The sequence below is a fragment of the Pseudomonas sp. RIT357 genome, from assembly GCF_000632245.1.
Taxonomy (GTDB): Bacteria; Pseudomonadota; Gammaproteobacteria; order Pseudomonadales; family Pseudomonadaceae; genus Aquipseudomonas; species Aquipseudomonas sivasensis.
In genome coordinates this window covers 1-15,633 of record NZ_JFYX01000026.1, presented here as the reverse complement: position 1 = coordinate 15,633, position 15,633 = coordinate 1, and the positions used below count along the sequence as shown (strand labels likewise).

Below are 15,633 nucleotides of genomic sequence, written 5' to 3'. Positions count from 1 at the left end.
CCCCATGACCCAGACCTTTGAAATTGCCGTGATCGGCGCCACCGGCACTGTTGGCGAAGCCCTGGTGCAGATTCTCGAAGAGTTGGCATTCCCGGTCGGCACCCTGTACTTGTTGGCCGGCAATAATTCCGCCGGTGCGTCGGTACCGTTTCGCGGCAAGAACGTGCGGGTCAAGGAAGTTGATGAATTCGATTTCAGCAAGGTGCAACTGGCGTTCTTTGCCGCCGGTCCAGCCGTCACCCTGAGCTTCGCCCCACGTGCCACGGCTGCGGGTTGTTCGGTGATCGACCTGTCCGGTGCATTGCCCGCCGAACAGGCGCCACAGGTCGTGCCGGAGGCCAATGCCCACGTCCTGAAGGGCTTGAAAAAGCCGTTCCAGCTCGGCAGTCCGAGCCCGTCCGCGACCAACCTGGCGGTATTGCTGGCGCCGTTGCGTGGGCTGCTGGATATCCAGCGCGTCAGCGTCACGGCTAACCTGGCGGTGTCTGCTCAAGGACGTGAAGCCGTCAGCGAACTGGCCCGTCAGACCGCCGAGCTGCTAAACGTACGCCCGCTGGAGCCGAAATTCTTCGACCGGCAAATGGCCTTCAACCTGTTGGCACAAGTCGGCACGCCAGATGCCCAAGGTCATACAGCCCTTGAGAAGCGTCTCGTACACGAACTGCGTGCTGTGCTTGAATTACCGTCACTAAAGATTTCTGCGACCTGCGTTCAAGCTCCGGTGTTTTTTGGCGATAGCCTGACGGTGTCGTTGCAATTGGCTGCGCCGGTCGACCTTGCTGCGGTCAACCGTGCGCTCGACGCTGCGCCGGGTATAGAACTCGTGGAGGAGGGGGATTACCCAACAGCCGTTGGTGATGCGGTAGGCCAGGACGTGGTCTATGTCGGTAGGGTTCGCGCCGGTGTGGATAACCCGGCGGAACTAAATCTGTGGCTGACGTCAGATAACGTACGCAAAGGCGCTGCACTTAACGCCGTGCAACTGGCGCAGTTGTTGATAAAAGGCCTTGCGTAAAAGATACTTGGCCGCAATTTGTAGATTGATTCTAGCCAGGCGCTATGCTTGGCCCGAAGTGCAACAGAAGCGTGTCGGTAACCTATCGGCTCGCCATGCCTTATGGCAAGCGGTTACCAACCTTCTCGCAGGCCGGGGAGTGTTCAAACAAAGGATGAGGCTATGGTTCAAGTTCGCAAACTGGTGTTAGCAATAGCGGCCGCCTCGGCGCTGTCCTCCGGTATGGCGCAGGCGCTGCAGCTGGGGGAAATGACCCTCAAGTCGAAGTTGAACCAGCCGCTGTCGGTGGAAATCGAATTGCTCGATGTCGGCGGCCTCACCGCGTCCGAGATCACTCCTAGCCTGGCGTCCTCGCAGGCGTTTGTGGATGCCGGCGTCGATCGCCAGGCATTCCTCAATGACCTGACATTTACCCCAGTGATCAACCCCAATGGTCGCAGTGTGGTGCGTGTCACCTCCAGCAAGCCGCTGCCTGACTCTTACGTTCGCTTTCTGCTGCAGGTGCAATGGCCCAATGGTCGTTTGATGCGCGACTACAGCGTATTGCTTGATCCGTCCAAGTTCGAACGGTCGACCCCGGCCGCTGTGGCGCCAGCCCCACGCTTGGGCGCACCTGCCAGCGCCGCGCCTGCCGCAAGCAAACCTGCCCAGCACACCACCACCTCCCGCGACACCCTTTGGGAAATCGCCGAGAAACACCGCAATGGCGGTTCGGTGCAGCAGACCATGCTTGCGATTCAGGCGCTTAACCCTGGCGCCTTTATCGACGGCAATATCAACCGCCTGAAAACCGGCCAGGTGCTGCGCCTGCCGGACACTGTCCAAAGCACCGCACTGCCGCAACCCCAGGCCATTGCCGAAGTTCGCGCGCAGAATGATGCCTGGCGCCAGGGGCGTCGCACGGCAGCCAACCAGGCCGCCGGCAAGCAACAACTGGACGCCACCAAGCGTACCCAGGCGGGCAGTGCGCCGTCGACCACCAATGCCCAGGACAACTTGAGCCTGGTTTCGGCCGAGGCGGCCAAGAAGGGCGGCAAGGGCAAGGCGGGCGACAGCCAGGGTCTGAGCGACAAGCTGGCGATGACCCAGGAACAGCTGGATACCACTCGCCGCGATAACGACGAACTCAAGAGCCGTGCAGCTGACCTGCAAAGCCAGCTGGATAAACTGCAAAAACTGATTCAATTGAAGAATGATCAGTTGGCCCGTTTGCAGGCGGAAAAAGGCGACCCGGCGACGCAGGCAACGGCTGCAACGACTGCAACGGCTGCAGCGGCGATGCCCGCGCAGTTGGCCAGCGAACCGGCAGCCACTCCGGCAACCCCCGCCGAACAGGCGGCAACACCAGCACCAACGCCGGCCGTTCCGGTAGCTGCTCCCGCACCGGAAGCGGCTACACCGGTTGCCGCAGCTGACGCTCCCGAAGGCAAGTTCAATGACCTGCTGACCAACCCGGTTGTCCTCTCTGTGATCGGTGGTGCGGCGGGCCTGGTGGTGTTGTTGCTCCTGCTGCTGTGGCTGCGCCATCGCAATGCCCGTCGCGAAGAGGAAAAACACCTGCGGATGGCGCGTGCATTGGCCGAAGAGCCGCAATTTACCTCTGATATCGAACACGACCTTCCTTCGGATAGTTTCGAGGGGCTTGAAGTCCCGCCGCCGAACGTCAAGCTGTCCGCCGCTCCGGCGCCCGCTCCAGTGGTTGAGCCTGCAGTGGTAGTGCCGACGGTCGCCTCCGTGCTCGCACCGCTGGCCGTTGCCGTTGCGCCGCAAAACGCCAACGACGCACTGGTGCAAGCCCAGTCCCATATCGATCGTGGTCATCTTAACCAGGCCGCTGATGTGCTCGAACAAGCCATCAAGCACGAGCCCAAGCGCAGTGACCTACGTTTGAAATTAATGGAGGTCTACGGCCTGCAAAGTGACAAAGACGGTTTCGTGACCCAGGAGCGTCAACTGGTGGCCAATGGTGAAAACCACGCCCAGGTTGAGCAACTGAAGTCGCGCTTTCCGGCGATGGCGGTGTTGGCGGCAGGCGTCAGTGCGGCGGTTGCTGCCGCTGCGCTGGATGCTCAGTACGTCAAGGACTTGCTCGAAGACAAACCGGCAGCACCCAAGCCAGAGGCTTTTGACACCGATTTTGATTTGAGTCTGGATGATCTGGAGGCTGCTTCACCGGCCGAGATCAAGGACGATCAGCAGACATTCGAGTCGCTGCTGCGAGAGCAAACCGCCACTAAGCCGGCCTCGGATGACCTGTCTGACTTTGATTTGGACCTGCAGTTGGATGCGCCGACGTCAGCTCAGTCCGATGATGACTTCCTGTCCGGCCTTGAAGATCAGATGAACGACGTGCCTGCCGTTGAGCCGCCTACGCTGACGCCTGCGGCCGTGGATGACTTCGACCTGCCGGAAGATTTTGATCTGTCACTTGCCGATGAGCCGGACGCAGTCGTCAAGCCTGACGCGTTTGCATCGGAGCTGGACGATGTCAACGCCGAGCTGGATCGCCTGTCCCAGAGCCTTGAACATCCACCCATCGAGCCATCTTTCACTGCTGAAGACGCAGCCTTGGGCGTTGATGAGCCGGAGTTCGACTTCCTGTCTGGTACCGACGAGGTCGCTACCAAGCTGGACTTGGCCCAGGCCTATATCGACATGGGCGATGCGGACGGCGCTCGGGATATCCTTTCCGAAGTGTTGACCGAAGGCGACGAGTCCCAGCGCGGCGAAGCCAAGGAAATGCTCGGCAAAATCTGAAGGTCGATACCGCTCTGATGTGGGAGGGGGCTTGCTCCCGATAGCAGTGGATCAGCCCAGCAGGTGCTGGGTGCTGATTGACACGGCGCTATCGGGAGCAAGCCCCCTCTCGCATGTGGTCTGCGTCAATCTCCAACAAAAGCGCCCGTCACACGGCTGCCGCATTTATAATGGCCGCCTTTGCGCAACTCATCAGGCTCTCAGTTCTTGGCAAATATAGATAACGCGGCCGCCGAAATGGCGGCCGCAGGCTTTTACCGCATCGCCCTGGGCGTGGAATACAAAGGTTCGCGCTATCGCGGCTGGCAGCGCCAGGCCTCTGGCGTGCTGACGGTACAGGAAACCCTGGAAAAGGCCCTGTCCAAGGTCGCCGATTCGCCCGTTTCGCTGATGTGCGCCGGACGTACCGACGCCGGTGTGCACGCCTGTGGCCAAGTGGTCCACTTCGATACTCAGGCCGAGCGCACGATGAAGGCTTGGGTGATGGGCGCCAACATCAATTTGCCCCACGACGTCAGCGTCAGCTGGGCCAAGGTCATGCCAGCGCATTTTCATGCGCGCTTCAAGGCGATTGCGCGGCGTTACCGCTACGTGATCTACAACGACCAGATCCGCCCGGCGCACCTTAACGAAGAAATCACCTGGAACCACCGTCCGCTGGATGCCGAGCGCATGGCCGAGGCCGCGCAGCATCTGGTGGGTGTGCGTGATTTCAGCGCCTTCCGTGCCGGCCAGTGCCAGGCCAAGTCGCCGATCAAGGAAGTCCACCACCTGCGTGTGACCCGCCACGGCAAGATGATCGTGCTGGATATACGCGCTGGCGCGTTTCTGCACCATATGGTGCGCAATATCGCCGGTGTGCTGATGACCATCGGTACCGGCGAACGCCCGGTCGAATGGGCCAGGGAAGTGCTGGAGAGCAGGGTTCGCCGTACCGGCGGAGTAACTGCGCATCCATTTGGCCTATATCTGGTGGATGTGGAGTACCGCGACGAGTTCGAACTGCCCCAGCGATTTATCGGGCCGCACTTCCTTACCGGATTCAGCGAACTTGGCGGCTGACGCCCGGAAAAGCTTTTGTTACCATCCGGGACTTTCTCGGTCCAACCCTGAGGTTTCTACGATATGCCCGTCGTTCGCAGCAAGATTTGCGGGATTACCCGCATAGAAGATGCGCTGGCGGCAGTCGAGGCGGGGGCAGACGCCATTGGTTTCGTGTTTTATGCCAGGAGCCCGCGGGCGGTGAATGTGTTGCAGGCGCGGGCGATTATTGCCGCATTGCCACCGTTCGTGACTACCGTGGGTTTGTTCGTCAATGCCAGTCGTTGTGAACTCAATGAAACCCTGGATGCCGTGCAACTGGACATGTTGCAGTTTCATGGCGACGAAACCCCGGACGAATGTGAAAGCTATCAGCGTCCGTATATCAAGGCGCTGCGCGTGAAGTCTGGGGACGATATCGCCAGCGCGTGTGCCGCCTACGGTGGCGCCCGCGGGATTTTGCTGGATACGTATGTCGAAGGCGTGCCCGGTGGCACCGGCGAAGCGTTCGATTGGTCGCTGATTCCTGAGGGTTTAAGCAAGCCGATCATCCTGGCAGGTGGGCTCAATCCCGCGAACGTTGCGGCAGCCATTGAGCAGGTTCGCCCTTACGCCGTGGATGTCAGCGGTGGCGTGGAGCAGGGCAAGGGTCTCAAGGATCACGACCAGATTCGCGCATTTATGCAGGCTGTGCGCGGGATGTGACGGCTGGCAGTCTGCCGCCGTCCATAACTACCACTGTGTAAAACAGCCCGGTGCCGTCTGAGGATGGCCCGGAAATGAAGTGGCAACCCTGCGCTGGCAGGTTGTCTGGAAGGCTGAGGATGCAGGCTGGAAATGGCAGGTCGAACGTCTGACCCCGTCCAGCCGGCGTCATCGCCACATATGAATTTAGCTCAAGGGCATACGCGGGGCTGTGTTCAAGCCACCGGTACTGGAGAAAGAAAGCATGAGCAACTGGTTAGTAGACAAACTGATCCCTTCGATCATGCGTTCCGAGGTGAAAAAAAGCTCGGTTCCTGAAGGTCTGTGGCACAAGTGCCCTTCCTGCGACGCGGTGCTGTACCGTCCGGAGCTGGAAAAGACCCTGGACGTTTGCCCAAAGTGCAACCACCACATGCGTATCGGCGCCCGCGCCCGCATCGACATCTTCCTGGACGCTGACGGCCGTAACGAGCTGGGTGCTGACCTGGAGCCAGTGGATCGCCTGAAGTTTCGCGACGGCAAGAAGTACAAGGACCGCCTGACCGCTGCACAAAAGCAGACCGGTGAGAAGGACGCGCTGATTTCGGTTAGCGGCAAGCTGCTGGGTATGCCGGTGGTGGTCTCGGCGTTCGAGTTCTCCTTCATGGGCGGCTCCATGGGTGCCATCGTCGGCGAGCGCTTCGTGCGCGCCGCCAACTACGCCCTGGAAAACCGTTGCCCGATGATCTGCTTCGCCGCCTCCGGTGGTGCGCGTATGCAGGAAGCCCTGATCTCCCTGATGCAAATGGCCAAGACCTCAGCGGTGCTGGCGCGTCTGCGCGAAGAAGGTATTCCGTTCATCTCCGTGCTGACCGACCCGGTCTACGGTGGTGTTTCTGCCAGCCTGGCGATGCTGGGCGATGTGATCGTCGGCGAGCCAAAAGCCCTGATCGGCTTTGCCGGCCCGCGCGTGATCGAGCAGACCGTTCGCGAGAAATTGCCGGAAGGTTTCCAGCGCAGCGAGTTTTTGCTGGAGCACGGCGCAATCGACTTGATCATCCCGCGTGGTGAACTGCGTCCACGTCTGGGTAACTTGTTGGCGCAAATGATGGGCCTGCCGACACCTGTGTACGTCGCGCCTAAAGTCGAGCCTATCGTCGTACCGCCAGTGCCTGCGAACCTATGACCCAACGTACCCTGGGCGAGTGGCTCGCCTACCTTGAGCAGTTGCATCCGTCCGCCATCGACATGGGCCTGGAGCGCTCGCAACAGGTAGCGGCCCGCCTCGGGTTGGGCCGTCCGGCACCGCGTGTGATCACGGTGACCGGCACCAACGGCAAAGGCTCTACCTGCGCCTTTGTCGCCGCGCTGCTGCAAGCCCAAGGGCTGAAGGTAGGCGTGTACAGCTCACCGCACCTGCTGCGCTACAACGAGCGGGTGCAACTCAATGGCCTTGAGGCCACTGACGAGCAACTCTGCGAAGCCTTCGCCGCACTGGATGCCGGCCGGGGCGAGACTTCCCTGACTTACTTCGAGATGGGCACCCTGGCTGCGTTCTGGTTGTTCGAGCGTGCGCAGTTGGATGTGGTGGTTCTGGAAGTCGGTCTGGGTGGGCGTCTGGACACAGTCAACGTGGTGGATGCCGACCTGGCGCTGGTTACCAGTATTGGTGTTGACCATGCTGACTACCTAGGGGATACCCGCGAGTCGGTGTCTTACGAAAAGGCCGGAATTTTCCGCCAGGGCAAGCCCGCGCTGTGTGGTGATCTGGATCCGCCGCAGCCCTTGCTGGACAAGGTGTGCGAGCTGGATTGCCCGTTCTACCTGCGTGGTCGCGAATTTAATCTTGAAATCGGCGCGCAGCACTGGCAGTGGCAAGGGCGGGATGCCCGTGGCCAAGTTGTAGAGCTGCGCGATCTGCCGCTGCTGAACCTGCCGATGGAAAACGCCGCGCTCGCTTTGCAAGCCTATCTGCTGCTGGATCTGCCTTGGCATGCCGAGCAGATTGCTGCGACTTTGCTGGCAGCCCGAATGGTGGGCCGCTTGGATCGTCGCGCATTCGAGTGGCACGGCAAACGCCTCAACTTGTTGCTGGATGTAGGTCATAACCCTCATGCGGCCGAGTACCTGGCGCAGCGCCTGGCGCTTACGCCGCCGGTGGGGCGTCGTCTGGCCGTCTTTGGCTTGCTTGCCGATAAGGATCTGGACGGCGTGGTTGCACCGTTGCAGGGCAGTGTTCAGGCGTGGGCGGTGGCGCCGCTGGATACACCGCGCAGCCGTCCGGCCGCAGAGCTTAAAGTTGCGTTGCAGAACCTTGGTGCGCCCGTGACGTCGTATGCAAGCGTGACCGCTGCCCTTGAGGCGCAGTGCGCGTTAGCGACGGCCGAGGACGAGATTCTGTTGTTCGGATCATTTTATTGTGTTGCCGAGGCGCTTGAATGGTTGGCCCGGCGCTCCACGGAGGAAGCTGCACATGGCATTACTGGATAGCGCATACAAGCAGCGAATGGTCGGCGCCCTGGTATTGGTGGCATTGGCGGTGATTTTCCTGCCGATGCTGTTTTCCCGTCAGGACGAACAGCGCCAAGTGGTCGTCGAGGCCCCGGCTGCGCCCGAGGCACCGTCATTGCCGCAGGTGCAGGTTGAGCCGGTTGTGGTCCCTGAGCCCCAGGCCTTGCCTGAGGAAGACCCCGTGCCGACCGAGGAGGAAATGGCGGCGCCCTCTACGCCGGTGCAGCCGAGCGTGCCGGTGGTCAAGCCCGCTCCGGCTCCAGTCGTAGCCGCCAAGCCTGCCGCACCGGTGCCTGCGCCCAAGCCGGTAGCGCCGCAACCTGCTGCGCCGGGCAAGCCGGACGTGGGTCAGAGCCGTATCGATCCTAACGGTTTGCCGATCAGTTGGTCGATCCAGGTGGCTAGCCTGGGCAATCGCGAAGGTGCCGATGCCTTGCAGAAGAAGCTGCGCAGCCAGGGTTACAACGCCTATATTCGCAGTGCCGATGGCAAGAATCGCGTGTTTATCGGGCCGCTGATCGAGCGTGCCGAGGCCGACCGCCTGCGTGACTTGCTGGATCGCCAGCAGAACCTGAAGGGGTTCGTTACGCGTTTCCAGCCTGAGCGCGGCTGAGTCCGCATCGATTTTGGCTTGGAATGCGATCAAGTGTGGGAGGGGGCTTGCTCTCGATGGCGGTGTGACAGTCAACGGATGAATTGACTGATCCGCCGCCATCGGGAGCAAGCCCTCTCCCACATTGGTTTTTCAATGGGGTTGAAATGGTGCTGGCTCGCCACAAACTATTGATTTGCAAAGCAGCTGCAATCACAGCTTACCGATAGCCCGGCGCTCTGCTAAAATGCGCCGCCTTATCTGTCCGTAGGCTCAAACGTGCCATTTACCTGGGTTGATTGGGCGATTGTTGCAATCGTCGCCATCTCCGCTTTGATCAGTCTAAGCCGCGGCTTCGTAAAAGAAGCACTGTCGTTGCTGACCTGGATCATCGCAGGAGTCGTAGCCTGGATGTTCGGTGGTTCACTGTCGGTCTACCTGGCCGGATACATAGAGACACCCTCGGCTCGCGTCATCGCGGGCTGCGCCATCATGTTCATCGCCACGCTGCTGGTGGGAGCAATGGTCAACTATCTTATTGGCGAATTGATACGTGTCACCGGCCTCTCCGGGACCGATCGATTTCTCGGCATGGCCTTTGGCGCCGCGCGTGGCGCGTTGCTGGTGGTCGTGGCGGTCGGGCTGTTGAGCCTGGGGCCGGTACAGCAGGATTCGTGGTGGCAGGAGTCGGTACTCGTGCCAAAATTTCTATTAGTTGCAGATTGGTCCAAGAACCTCATCTTGGGGTGGAGCAGTCAGTGGCTGGCCAGCGGGATCAGCGTACCCGCTGATCTTCCGTTCAAGGAACACCTCTTACCGGCCAAAACGCCTCAGTAAGCTGTGTTCAGTCAAGATTCATTAAGTAGGGGTTGCGTCGCATGTGTGGCATCGTCGGTATCGTCGGTAAGTCGAACGTCAATCAGGCGCTGTATGACGCGCTAACCGTCCTCCAGCACCGCGGCCAGGATGCTGCCGGTATTGTGACCAGCCACGACGGCCGGTTATTCCTGCGCAAGGATAATGGGCTGGTACGTGACGTGTTTCATCAGCGTCACATGCAGCGCCTGGTCGGACACATGGGCATTGGCCATGTGCGTTACCCGACTGCTGGTAGCTCGACCTCGGCTGAGGCTCAACCGTTTTACGTCAACTCGCCTTATGGCATCACCCTGGCGCACAACGGTAACCTGACCAACGTTGAGCAACTGGCCAAAGAGATTTACGAGTCTGACCTGCGCCACGTCAACACCAGTTCCGATTCGGAAGTGCTGCTCAACGTGTTTGCCCACGAGTTGGCCCAGCGCGGTAAGCTGCAGCCCACCGAAGAAGACGTGTTCGCCGCCGTGATCGACGTGCATAACCGCTGCGTCGGCGGTTATGCAGTCGTGGCGATGATCACCGGATACGGCATCGTTGGTTTCCGTGACCCGCACGGTATTCGCCCAATCGTGTTCGGCCAGCGTCACACCGACGAAGGCGTCGAGTACATGATCGCGTCCGAAAGCGTGTCCCTGGACGTGCTGGGCTTCACCCTGATCCGCGACCTCGCGCCGGGCGAAGCGGTGTACATCACCGAAGACGGCAAGTTGCACACCCGTCAGTGCGCCGTAGCGCCGAAACTCACCCCGTGCATCTTCGAGCACGTCTACCTGGCGCGTCCGGATTCGATCATCGACGGCGTTTCGGTATACAAGGCACGCCTGCGCATGGGTGAGAAACTGGCCGACAAGATCCTGCGCGAGCGTCCTGAACACGACATCGACGTTGTGATCCCGATCCCGGATACCAGCCGTACTGCGGCGCTGGAGTTGGCGAACCATTTGGGCGTCAAGTTCCGCGAAGGCTTCGTGAAGAACCGCTACATCGGCCGTACCTTCATCATGCCGGGCCAGGCAGCGCGCAAGAAGTCGGTACGCCAGAAGCTCAACGCCATCGAGCTGGAATTTCGCGGCAAGAACGTGATGTTGGTGGATGACTCCATCGTGCGCGGCACCACCTGCAAGCAGATCATCCAGATGGCCCGCGAAGCCGGTGCTAAGAACGTGTATTTCTGTTCCGCAGCGCCTGCCGTGCGTTACCCGAACGTGTACGGTATCGACATGCCGAGCGCTCACGAATTGATCGCACACAACCGCACGACCCAGGACGTGGCCGACCTGATCGGCGCCGATTGGCTGATCTACCAGGATCTGCCGGACCTGATCGAGGCTGTCGGCGGTGGCAAGATCAAGATCGACCAGTTCGATTGCGCTGTGTTCGACGGCAAGTACGTGACCGGTGACGTCGACGAGGCTTATCTGAACAAGATCGAACAGGCGCGTAACGACTCGTCGAAGATCAAGACCCAGGCGGTGAGCGCGATCATCGATCTGTACAACAACTGAGTAAACACCGGCCCTGAGGGGCCGGTTTTGTATCTTAAATAAAGAATTGAGTAAGGAGTCGCAGCATGAGTCAGGAATGGGATGCCGGTCGCTTGGACAGCGACCTCGATGGCGTAGCTTTCGATACCCTGGCTGTGCGCGCTGGCCAGCACCGTACGCCAGAGGGCGAACACGGTGATCCGATGTTCTTCACCTCCAGCTACGTGTTCCGCACTGCCGCCGATGCGGCTGCGCGGTTTGCGGGCGAAGTGCCAGGCAATGTGTATTCGCGCTACACCAATCCGACCGTGCGCGCGTTCGAAGAGCGCATTGCGGCCCTGGAAGGCGCTGAGCAAGCGGTGGCCACGGCCACCGGCATGGCGGCCATCCTGTCGGTGGTGATGAGTCTGTGCAGCGCTGGTGACCACGTGTTGGTGTCGCGCAGTGTGTTTGGTTCGACCATCAGCCTGTTCGAGAAGTACTTCAAGCGCTTCGGTATCGAAGTGGACTATGTGCCCCTGGCAGATTTGTCCGGCTGGGACGCTGCAATCAAGGCCAACACCAAGTTGCTGTTCGTCGAGTCCCCGTCCAATCCGCTGGCTGAGCTGGTGGATATCGCCGCGCTGTCCGAAGTGGCTCACGCCAAGGGCGCGATGCTGATAGTCGACAACTGCTTCTGCACGCCGGCCTTGCAGCAGCCGCTCAAGCTGGGCGCGGACATCGTCGTGCATTCGGCTACCAAGTTCATCGACGGCCAGGGTCGTTGCATGGGTGGCGTGGTCGCCGGTCGCGGCGAGCAGATGAAGGAAGTGGTGGGTTTCTTGCGTACTGCCGGCCCAACCCTGAGCCCGTTCAACGCATGGATCTTCCTCAAAGGCCTGGAGACCCTCAGCCTGCGCATGAAAGCTCATTGCGCCAACGCTCAGGCTCTGGCCGAGTGGCTGGAGCAGCAGGACGGTATCGAGAAAGTGCACTACGCCGGCCTCAAGAGCCATCCGCAACACGAGTTGGCCCAGCGCCAGCAGCGTGGTTTCGGTGCCGTGGTGAGCTTTGAGGTGAAGGGTGGCAAAGAGGGCGCCTGGCGCTTTATCGACGCGACGCGTCTGATCTCCATCACGGCCAACCTGGGGGATAGCAAAACCACCATTACCCATCCGAGCACCACCTCCCACGGGCGCCTGGCGCCGCAGGAGCGTGAAGCGGCCGGCATTCGGGACAGCCTGATCCGCATCGCGGTAGGCCTGGAAGACGTGGCCGACTTGCAGGCAGACCTGGCCCGCGGGCTGGCTGCCTTGTGATCGAATGGTCCATGGAGGCTGCAGCGGCCAGTAATGGGCGCGTCGCACTGGTGACTGGCGCGGCGCGAGGTATTGGCCTCGGGATTGCCGCGTGGCTGATCAGCGAAGGCTGGCAAGTGGTATTGACCGACCTGGATCGCGAGCGCGGCTCCAAGGTGTCTAAGGTGCTGGGCGAGAACGCTTGGTTTATCACCATGGACGTGGCCGACGAGAAGCAGGTTGCCCAAGGGGTTGCTGAAGTGCTCGGGCAATTCGGCCGCCTGGACGCGTTGGTGTGTAACGCGGCGGTGGCCGACCCGCGCAATATCACCCTGGAAAGCCTGGACCTGGCTTACTGGAACCGCGTGCTGGCGGTGAACCTGAGCGGGCCGATGTTGCTGGCCAAGCACTGTGCGCCTTACCTGCGTGCTCACGGCGGGTCCATCGTCAACCTGGCGTCGACTCGGGCCCGTCAATCGGAACCTGATACCGAGGCTTACGCGGCGAGCAAGGGCGGCCTGCTGGCCCTGACTCATGCCTTGGCGATGAGTCTTGGGCCGGAAGTGCGGGTGAATGCGGTCAGCCCTGGCTGGATCGATGCCCGTGACCCCGCTGCGCGGCGTGCCGAGCCGTTGACTGACGCCGATCATGCCCAGCATCCGGCGGGCAGGGTGGGGGTAGTGGAGGATGTGGCGGCAATGGTGGCGTGGCTGCTGTCGCGCCAGGCCGGGTTTGTCACTGGCCAGGAGTTCGTGGTGGACGGTGGTATGAGCAAGAAGATGATCTACAGCGAGTAGTGGGGTCTTGAAGCAATTTTGTCTTTTTCAGAAAAACTTCAAGCAGGCTATTGACTTAGGTCCGCTACCTGCGTAAATTTCGCGGCCTCAACGAAGCAAAGGGTGATTAGCTCAGCTGGGAGAGCATCTGCCTTACAAGCAGAGGGTCGGCGGTTCGATCCCGTCATCACCCACCACTTCTTGAGAGTTTTACCTTCGGGTAAAACGCAACGTTAAAAGTTGCACCGACGCGCAGCGGTAGTTCAGTCGGTTAGAATACCGGCCTGTCACGCCGGGGGTCGCGGGTTCGAGTCCCGTCCGCTGCGCCATATTTTCCAGGTCTGACTTGTCAGGCTTGAGATTGAACAGCCAAGGCTGATTGATCAGATGTTTAAAGACGGTTGAGGTGTTTTGCTCAACTGATCAAGCGATACGCAGCGGTAGTTCAGTCGGTTAGAATACCGGCCTGTCACGCCGGGGGTCGCGGGTTCGAGTCCCGTCCGCTGCGCCATATCTGCCTCAAGGCCCACTGAACGCCTTGAAGCACAAAGCAAGCCTTTGGCTACTTTGACCCGATAGCAAAGACCCTGGTCGTAAGACCGGGGTTTTTTGTGTCTGCGATTTGGTGGTGTGTTGCTAGAGCCGGCGAGCCGGCTCCTGCGACATTGTTAGAATCCCAGCTTGTCGCGCAAGCCGTAGTACCACGCCCCCAGCGCCGCAAACGGCGTGCGCAACAGTTGCCCGCCCGGAAACGGGTAATGCGGCAGGTCGGCAAACGCATCAAAACGCTCTGCCTGGCCTCTCAATGCCTCCGCCAGTACCTTGCCCGCCAAGTGGGTGTACGTCACGCCATGGCCGCTGCAGCCCTGTGAGTAGTAGATGTTGTCGCCAAGGCGCCCCACCTGCGGCAAGCGCGACAGGGTCAGCAGGAAGTTGCCGGTCCAGGCGTAGTCGATCTTCACATCCTTGAGTTGCGGGAAGGCCTTAAGCATCTTCGGGCGGATGATCGCTTCGATATTCGCCGGGTCGCGCGCGCCATATACCACGCCGCCGCCGAAGATCAGGCGTTTGTCACTGGTGAGGCGGTAGTAGTCGAGGAGGTAATTGCAGTCCTCTACGCAGTAATCCTGCGGCAGAAGGGTCTTGGCCAATTCATCCCCAAGCGGTGCAGTGGTGATCACTTGCGTACCGCACGGCATCGACTTGGCTGCAAGCTCCGGTACCAGGTTGCCCAGATAGGCATTACCCGCGACGATGATGAACTTGGCCCTGACCTTGCCCTGGGCTGTGTGCACGACCGGATTGGCGCCACGCTCGATACGCACTGCCGCCGATTGCTCGTAGATCGTGCCGCCCAGGGATTCTACGGCCGCGGCTTCGCCGAGTGCCAGGTTGAGCGGATGGATGTGGCCCCCGCTCATGTCCAACAGGCCGCCTACGTAGTTGTCACAGGCCACCACCTCACGGATGCGACGCTCGTCCAGCAACTCCAGCTGAGTATGGCCGTAGCGCTCCCACAGGCGCTTCTGCGATTCCAAGTGGCCCATGTGCTTGCTGTTGAGTGCGGCGAACACGCCGCCGTCCTTCAAGTCGCACTGGATCTGGTACTTGGCTACCCGCTCGCGAATGATCCTGCCGCCCTCGAACGCCATCTGCCCCAGCAACTGAGCTTGCTGAGGACCTACGCTACGCTCGATCACATCGATGTCGCGGCTGTAGCTGTTGACGATCTGCCCGCCATTGCGGCCCGACGCGCCAAAGCCCACCTTGGCAGCTTCCAGCACGGTAACGCGAAAGCCGTTCTCTAGGAGAAACAGCGCACTTGAGAGTCCGGTGTAGCCGGCACCAATCACGCACACATCGGTTTCGACTTCACCCTGCAGCATCGGGCGCGGCGGAACGGCATTCGCGGAAGCGGCGTAATACGACTGTGGGTAGGGGGTGTTCGCCATCCTGGAACCTCTGTTTTATATTTTTTACGAGTGCGCCGATCCTACCTGAGTTGAAAATTGCCTGCCAGCCACCCAAAAAATGCAGGTAGGTTGGTCACAAATAAAAAATTCGCATATTCATAGGCTTAGCTGCAAAAAAGATGTTGACACCCCTCCGGAATTCCGTAGAATGCCGCCTCACAGCAGGCACGTAGCTCAGTTGGTTAGAGCACCACCTTGACATGGTGGGGGTCGTTGGTTCGAGTCCAATCGCGCCTACCAAACAAAATCCGCTCTGCTGGGCGGTGTGAAGGGGAATCCGAAAGGGTTCCCCTTTTTGTTTGCCTAAGAAAACGTTCACAAATTATAGGCTTCGTTCACACAAGGCAATGTGAACGTGGATTCATGCCTGCCTATGTTCACACTCAGATTTGTGAATGACTCCAGCTAACCCATTGATATACATGGCTCGTTCACTATCTTGTCTAGGTGGTGGTACGTTCGCAAGCTCACTCCCTTGCCCGTTGCTCGTGCCTCGCAAGGGCAGGCTTCTAACCAACTGAGCTACGTGCCTGCTGTGAGGCGGTTACGCCTGTCGGCCATGCGCCCTACGCTCTGTGGTGAATCCTGAACGCTCTGTGTGCTGCTGTAGGGCTGGCGAGGGCGTCTCTCTAGGGGTGGGGCAG

Annotated in this window: 12 protein-coding genes and 4 tRNA genes; 15 read left to right on the top strand and 1 reads right to left on the bottom strand. The window is 60.3% G+C overall.

Going from position 1 to position 15,633, the window contains the following annotated elements:
• Positions 1-4: 4 nt before the first annotated feature.
• The 14 genes from BW43_RS10260 to BW43_RS10325 all read left to right on the top strand — a co-directional run bounded on the left by BW43_RS10260 (position 5) and on the right by BW43_RS10325 (position 13,527).
• Complete coding sequence (locus BW43_RS10260; protein ID WP_032888277.1) at positions 5-1,015, top strand: aspartate-semialdehyde dehydrogenase; 1,011 nt, start codon at positions 5-7, stop codon at positions 1,013-1,015.
• A 162-nt stretch (positions 1,016-1,177) separates the two neighbouring features.
• Positions 1,178-3,772, top strand: coding sequence for a FimV/HubP family polar landmark protein (locus BW43_RS10265; RefSeq protein WP_032888275.1), 2,595 nt, complete (start codon positions 1,178-1,180; stop codon positions 3,770-3,772).
• Between the two features lie 237 nt (positions 3,773-4,009).
• The gene (gene truA / locus BW43_RS10270; RefSeq protein ID WP_032888272.1) at positions 4,010-4,834 is read left to right on the top strand and encodes a tRNA pseudouridine(38-40) synthase TruA; all 825 of its coding nucleotides are present in this window, start codon (positions 4,010-4,012) and stop codon (positions 4,832-4,834) included.
• 63 nt (positions 4,835-4,897) lie between these two features.
• Complete coding sequence (locus BW43_RS10275) at positions 4,898-5,518, top strand: phosphoribosylanthranilate isomerase (RefSeq protein ID WP_032888270.1); 621 nt, start codon at positions 4,898-4,900, stop codon at positions 5,516-5,518.
• Positions 5,519-5,762: 244 nt separating this feature from the next.
• Entirely contained in the window at positions 5,763-6,683 is a 921-nt protein-coding gene (gene accD / locus BW43_RS10280; RefSeq protein ID WP_032888267.1) for an acetyl-CoA carboxylase, carboxyltransferase subunit beta, read from the top strand.
• The gene (gene folC / locus BW43_RS10285; RefSeq protein WP_032888265.1) at positions 6,680-7,987 is read left to right on the top strand and encodes a bifunctional tetrahydrofolate synthase/dihydrofolate synthase; all 1,308 of its coding nucleotides are present in this window, start codon (positions 6,680-6,682) and stop codon (positions 7,985-7,987) included. The genes accD and folC overlap by 4 nt, the downstream gene beginning before the upstream one ends.
• Entirely contained in the window at positions 7,971-8,621 is a 651-nt protein-coding gene (locus BW43_RS10290) for an SPOR domain-containing protein (RefSeq protein ID WP_032888262.1), read from the top strand. The genes folC and BW43_RS10290 overlap by 17 nt, the downstream gene beginning before the upstream one ends.
• Positions 8,622-8,879: 258 nt before the next feature.
• Positions 8,880-9,437 (top strand): CvpA family protein, encoded by a 558-nt coding sequence (locus BW43_RS10295; RefSeq protein ID WP_003192538.1) that lies wholly within the window; start codon positions 8,880-8,882, stop codon positions 9,435-9,437.
• Between the two features lie 41 nt (positions 9,438-9,478).
• Positions 9,479-10,984 carry an amidophosphoribosyltransferase gene (gene purF / locus BW43_RS10300; RefSeq protein ID WP_032888260.1) on the top strand — a complete coding sequence of 502 codons (1,506 nt, stop codon included), beginning with the start codon at positions 9,479-9,481 and terminating at the stop codon, positions 10,982-10,984.
• Between the two features lie 65 nt (positions 10,985-11,049).
• Positions 11,050-12,261, top strand: a complete 1,212-nt coding sequence (locus tag BW43_RS10305) for an O-succinylhomoserine sulfhydrylase (RefSeq protein ID WP_032888258.1) — start codon at positions 11,050-11,052, stop codon at positions 12,259-12,261.
• Between the two features lie 11 nt (positions 12,262-12,272).
• Positions 12,273-13,037, top strand: a complete 765-nt coding sequence (locus BW43_RS10310) for an SDR family oxidoreductase (RefSeq protein ID WP_032888256.1) — start codon at positions 12,273-12,275, stop codon at positions 13,035-13,037.
• 100 nt (positions 13,038-13,137) lie between these two features.
• Positions 13,138-13,213 (top strand) — tRNA-Val (locus tag BW43_RS10315).
• 55 nt (positions 13,214-13,268) lie between these two features.
• Positions 13,269-13,345: transfer RNA gene (locus BW43_RS10320), tRNA-Asp, on the top strand.
• 105 nt (positions 13,346-13,450) lie between these two features.
• Positions 13,451-13,527 (top strand) — tRNA-Asp (locus BW43_RS10325).
• Positions 13,528-13,684: 157 nt separating this feature from the next.
• On the opposite strand, the gene BW43_RS10330 is transcribed toward BW43_RS10325, so the two are convergent.
• Positions 13,685-14,968, bottom strand: coding sequence for an FAD-binding oxidoreductase (locus tag BW43_RS10330; RefSeq protein WP_032888253.1), 1,284 nt, complete (start codon positions 14,966-14,968; stop codon positions 13,685-13,687).
• A 184-nt stretch (positions 14,969-15,152) separates the two neighbouring features.
• Between BW43_RS10330 and BW43_RS10335 the strand changes: the two genes are divergently transcribed.
• Positions 15,153-15,229: transfer RNA gene (locus BW43_RS10335), tRNA-Val, on the top strand.
• Positions 15,230-15,633: the final 404 nt, after the last annotated feature.

What these genes read in the sequence shown, in the direction of transcription:
- folC (WP_032888265.1), top strand. Translation starts at nt 6,680, where the DNA reads ATGACCCAACGTACCCTGGGCGAGTGGCTCGCCTACCTTGAGCAGTTG.
- BW43_RS10260 (WP_032888277.1), top strand. Translation starts at nt 5, where the DNA reads ATGACCCAGACCTTTGAAATTGCCGTGATCGGCGCCACCGGCACTGTT.
- truA (WP_032888272.1), top strand. Translation starts at nt 4,010, where the DNA reads ATGGCGGCCGCAGGCTTTTACCGCATCGCCCTGGGCGTGGAATACAAA.
- purF (WP_032888260.1), top strand. Translation starts at nt 9,479, where the DNA reads ATGTGTGGCATCGTCGGTATCGTCGGTAAGTCGAACGTCAATCAGGCG.
- BW43_RS10275 (WP_032888270.1), top strand. Translation starts at nt 4,898, where the DNA reads ATGCCCGTCGTTCGCAGCAAGATTTGCGGGATTACCCGCATAGAAGAT.
- BW43_RS10310 (WP_032888256.1), top strand. Translation starts at nt 12,273, where the DNA reads ATGGAGGCTGCAGCGGCCAGTAATGGGCGCGTCGCACTGGTGACTGGC.
- BW43_RS10265 (WP_032888275.1), top strand. Translation starts at nt 1,178, where the DNA reads ATGGTTCAAGTTCGCAAACTGGTGTTAGCAATAGCGGCCGCCTCGGCG.
- BW43_RS10330 (WP_032888253.1), bottom strand. Translation starts at nt 14,968, where the DNA reads ATGGCGAACACCCCCTACCCACAGTCGTATTACGCCGCTTCCGCGAAT.
- BW43_RS10290 (WP_032888262.1), top strand. Translation starts at nt 7,971, where the DNA reads ATGGCATTACTGGATAGCGCATACAAGCAGCGAATGGTCGGCGCCCTG.
- accD (WP_032888267.1), top strand. Translation starts at nt 5,763, where the DNA reads ATGAGCAACTGGTTAGTAGACAAACTGATCCCTTCGATCATGCGTTCC.
- BW43_RS10305 (WP_032888258.1), top strand. Translation starts at nt 11,050, where the DNA reads ATGAGTCAGGAATGGGATGCCGGTCGCTTGGACAGCGACCTCGATGGC.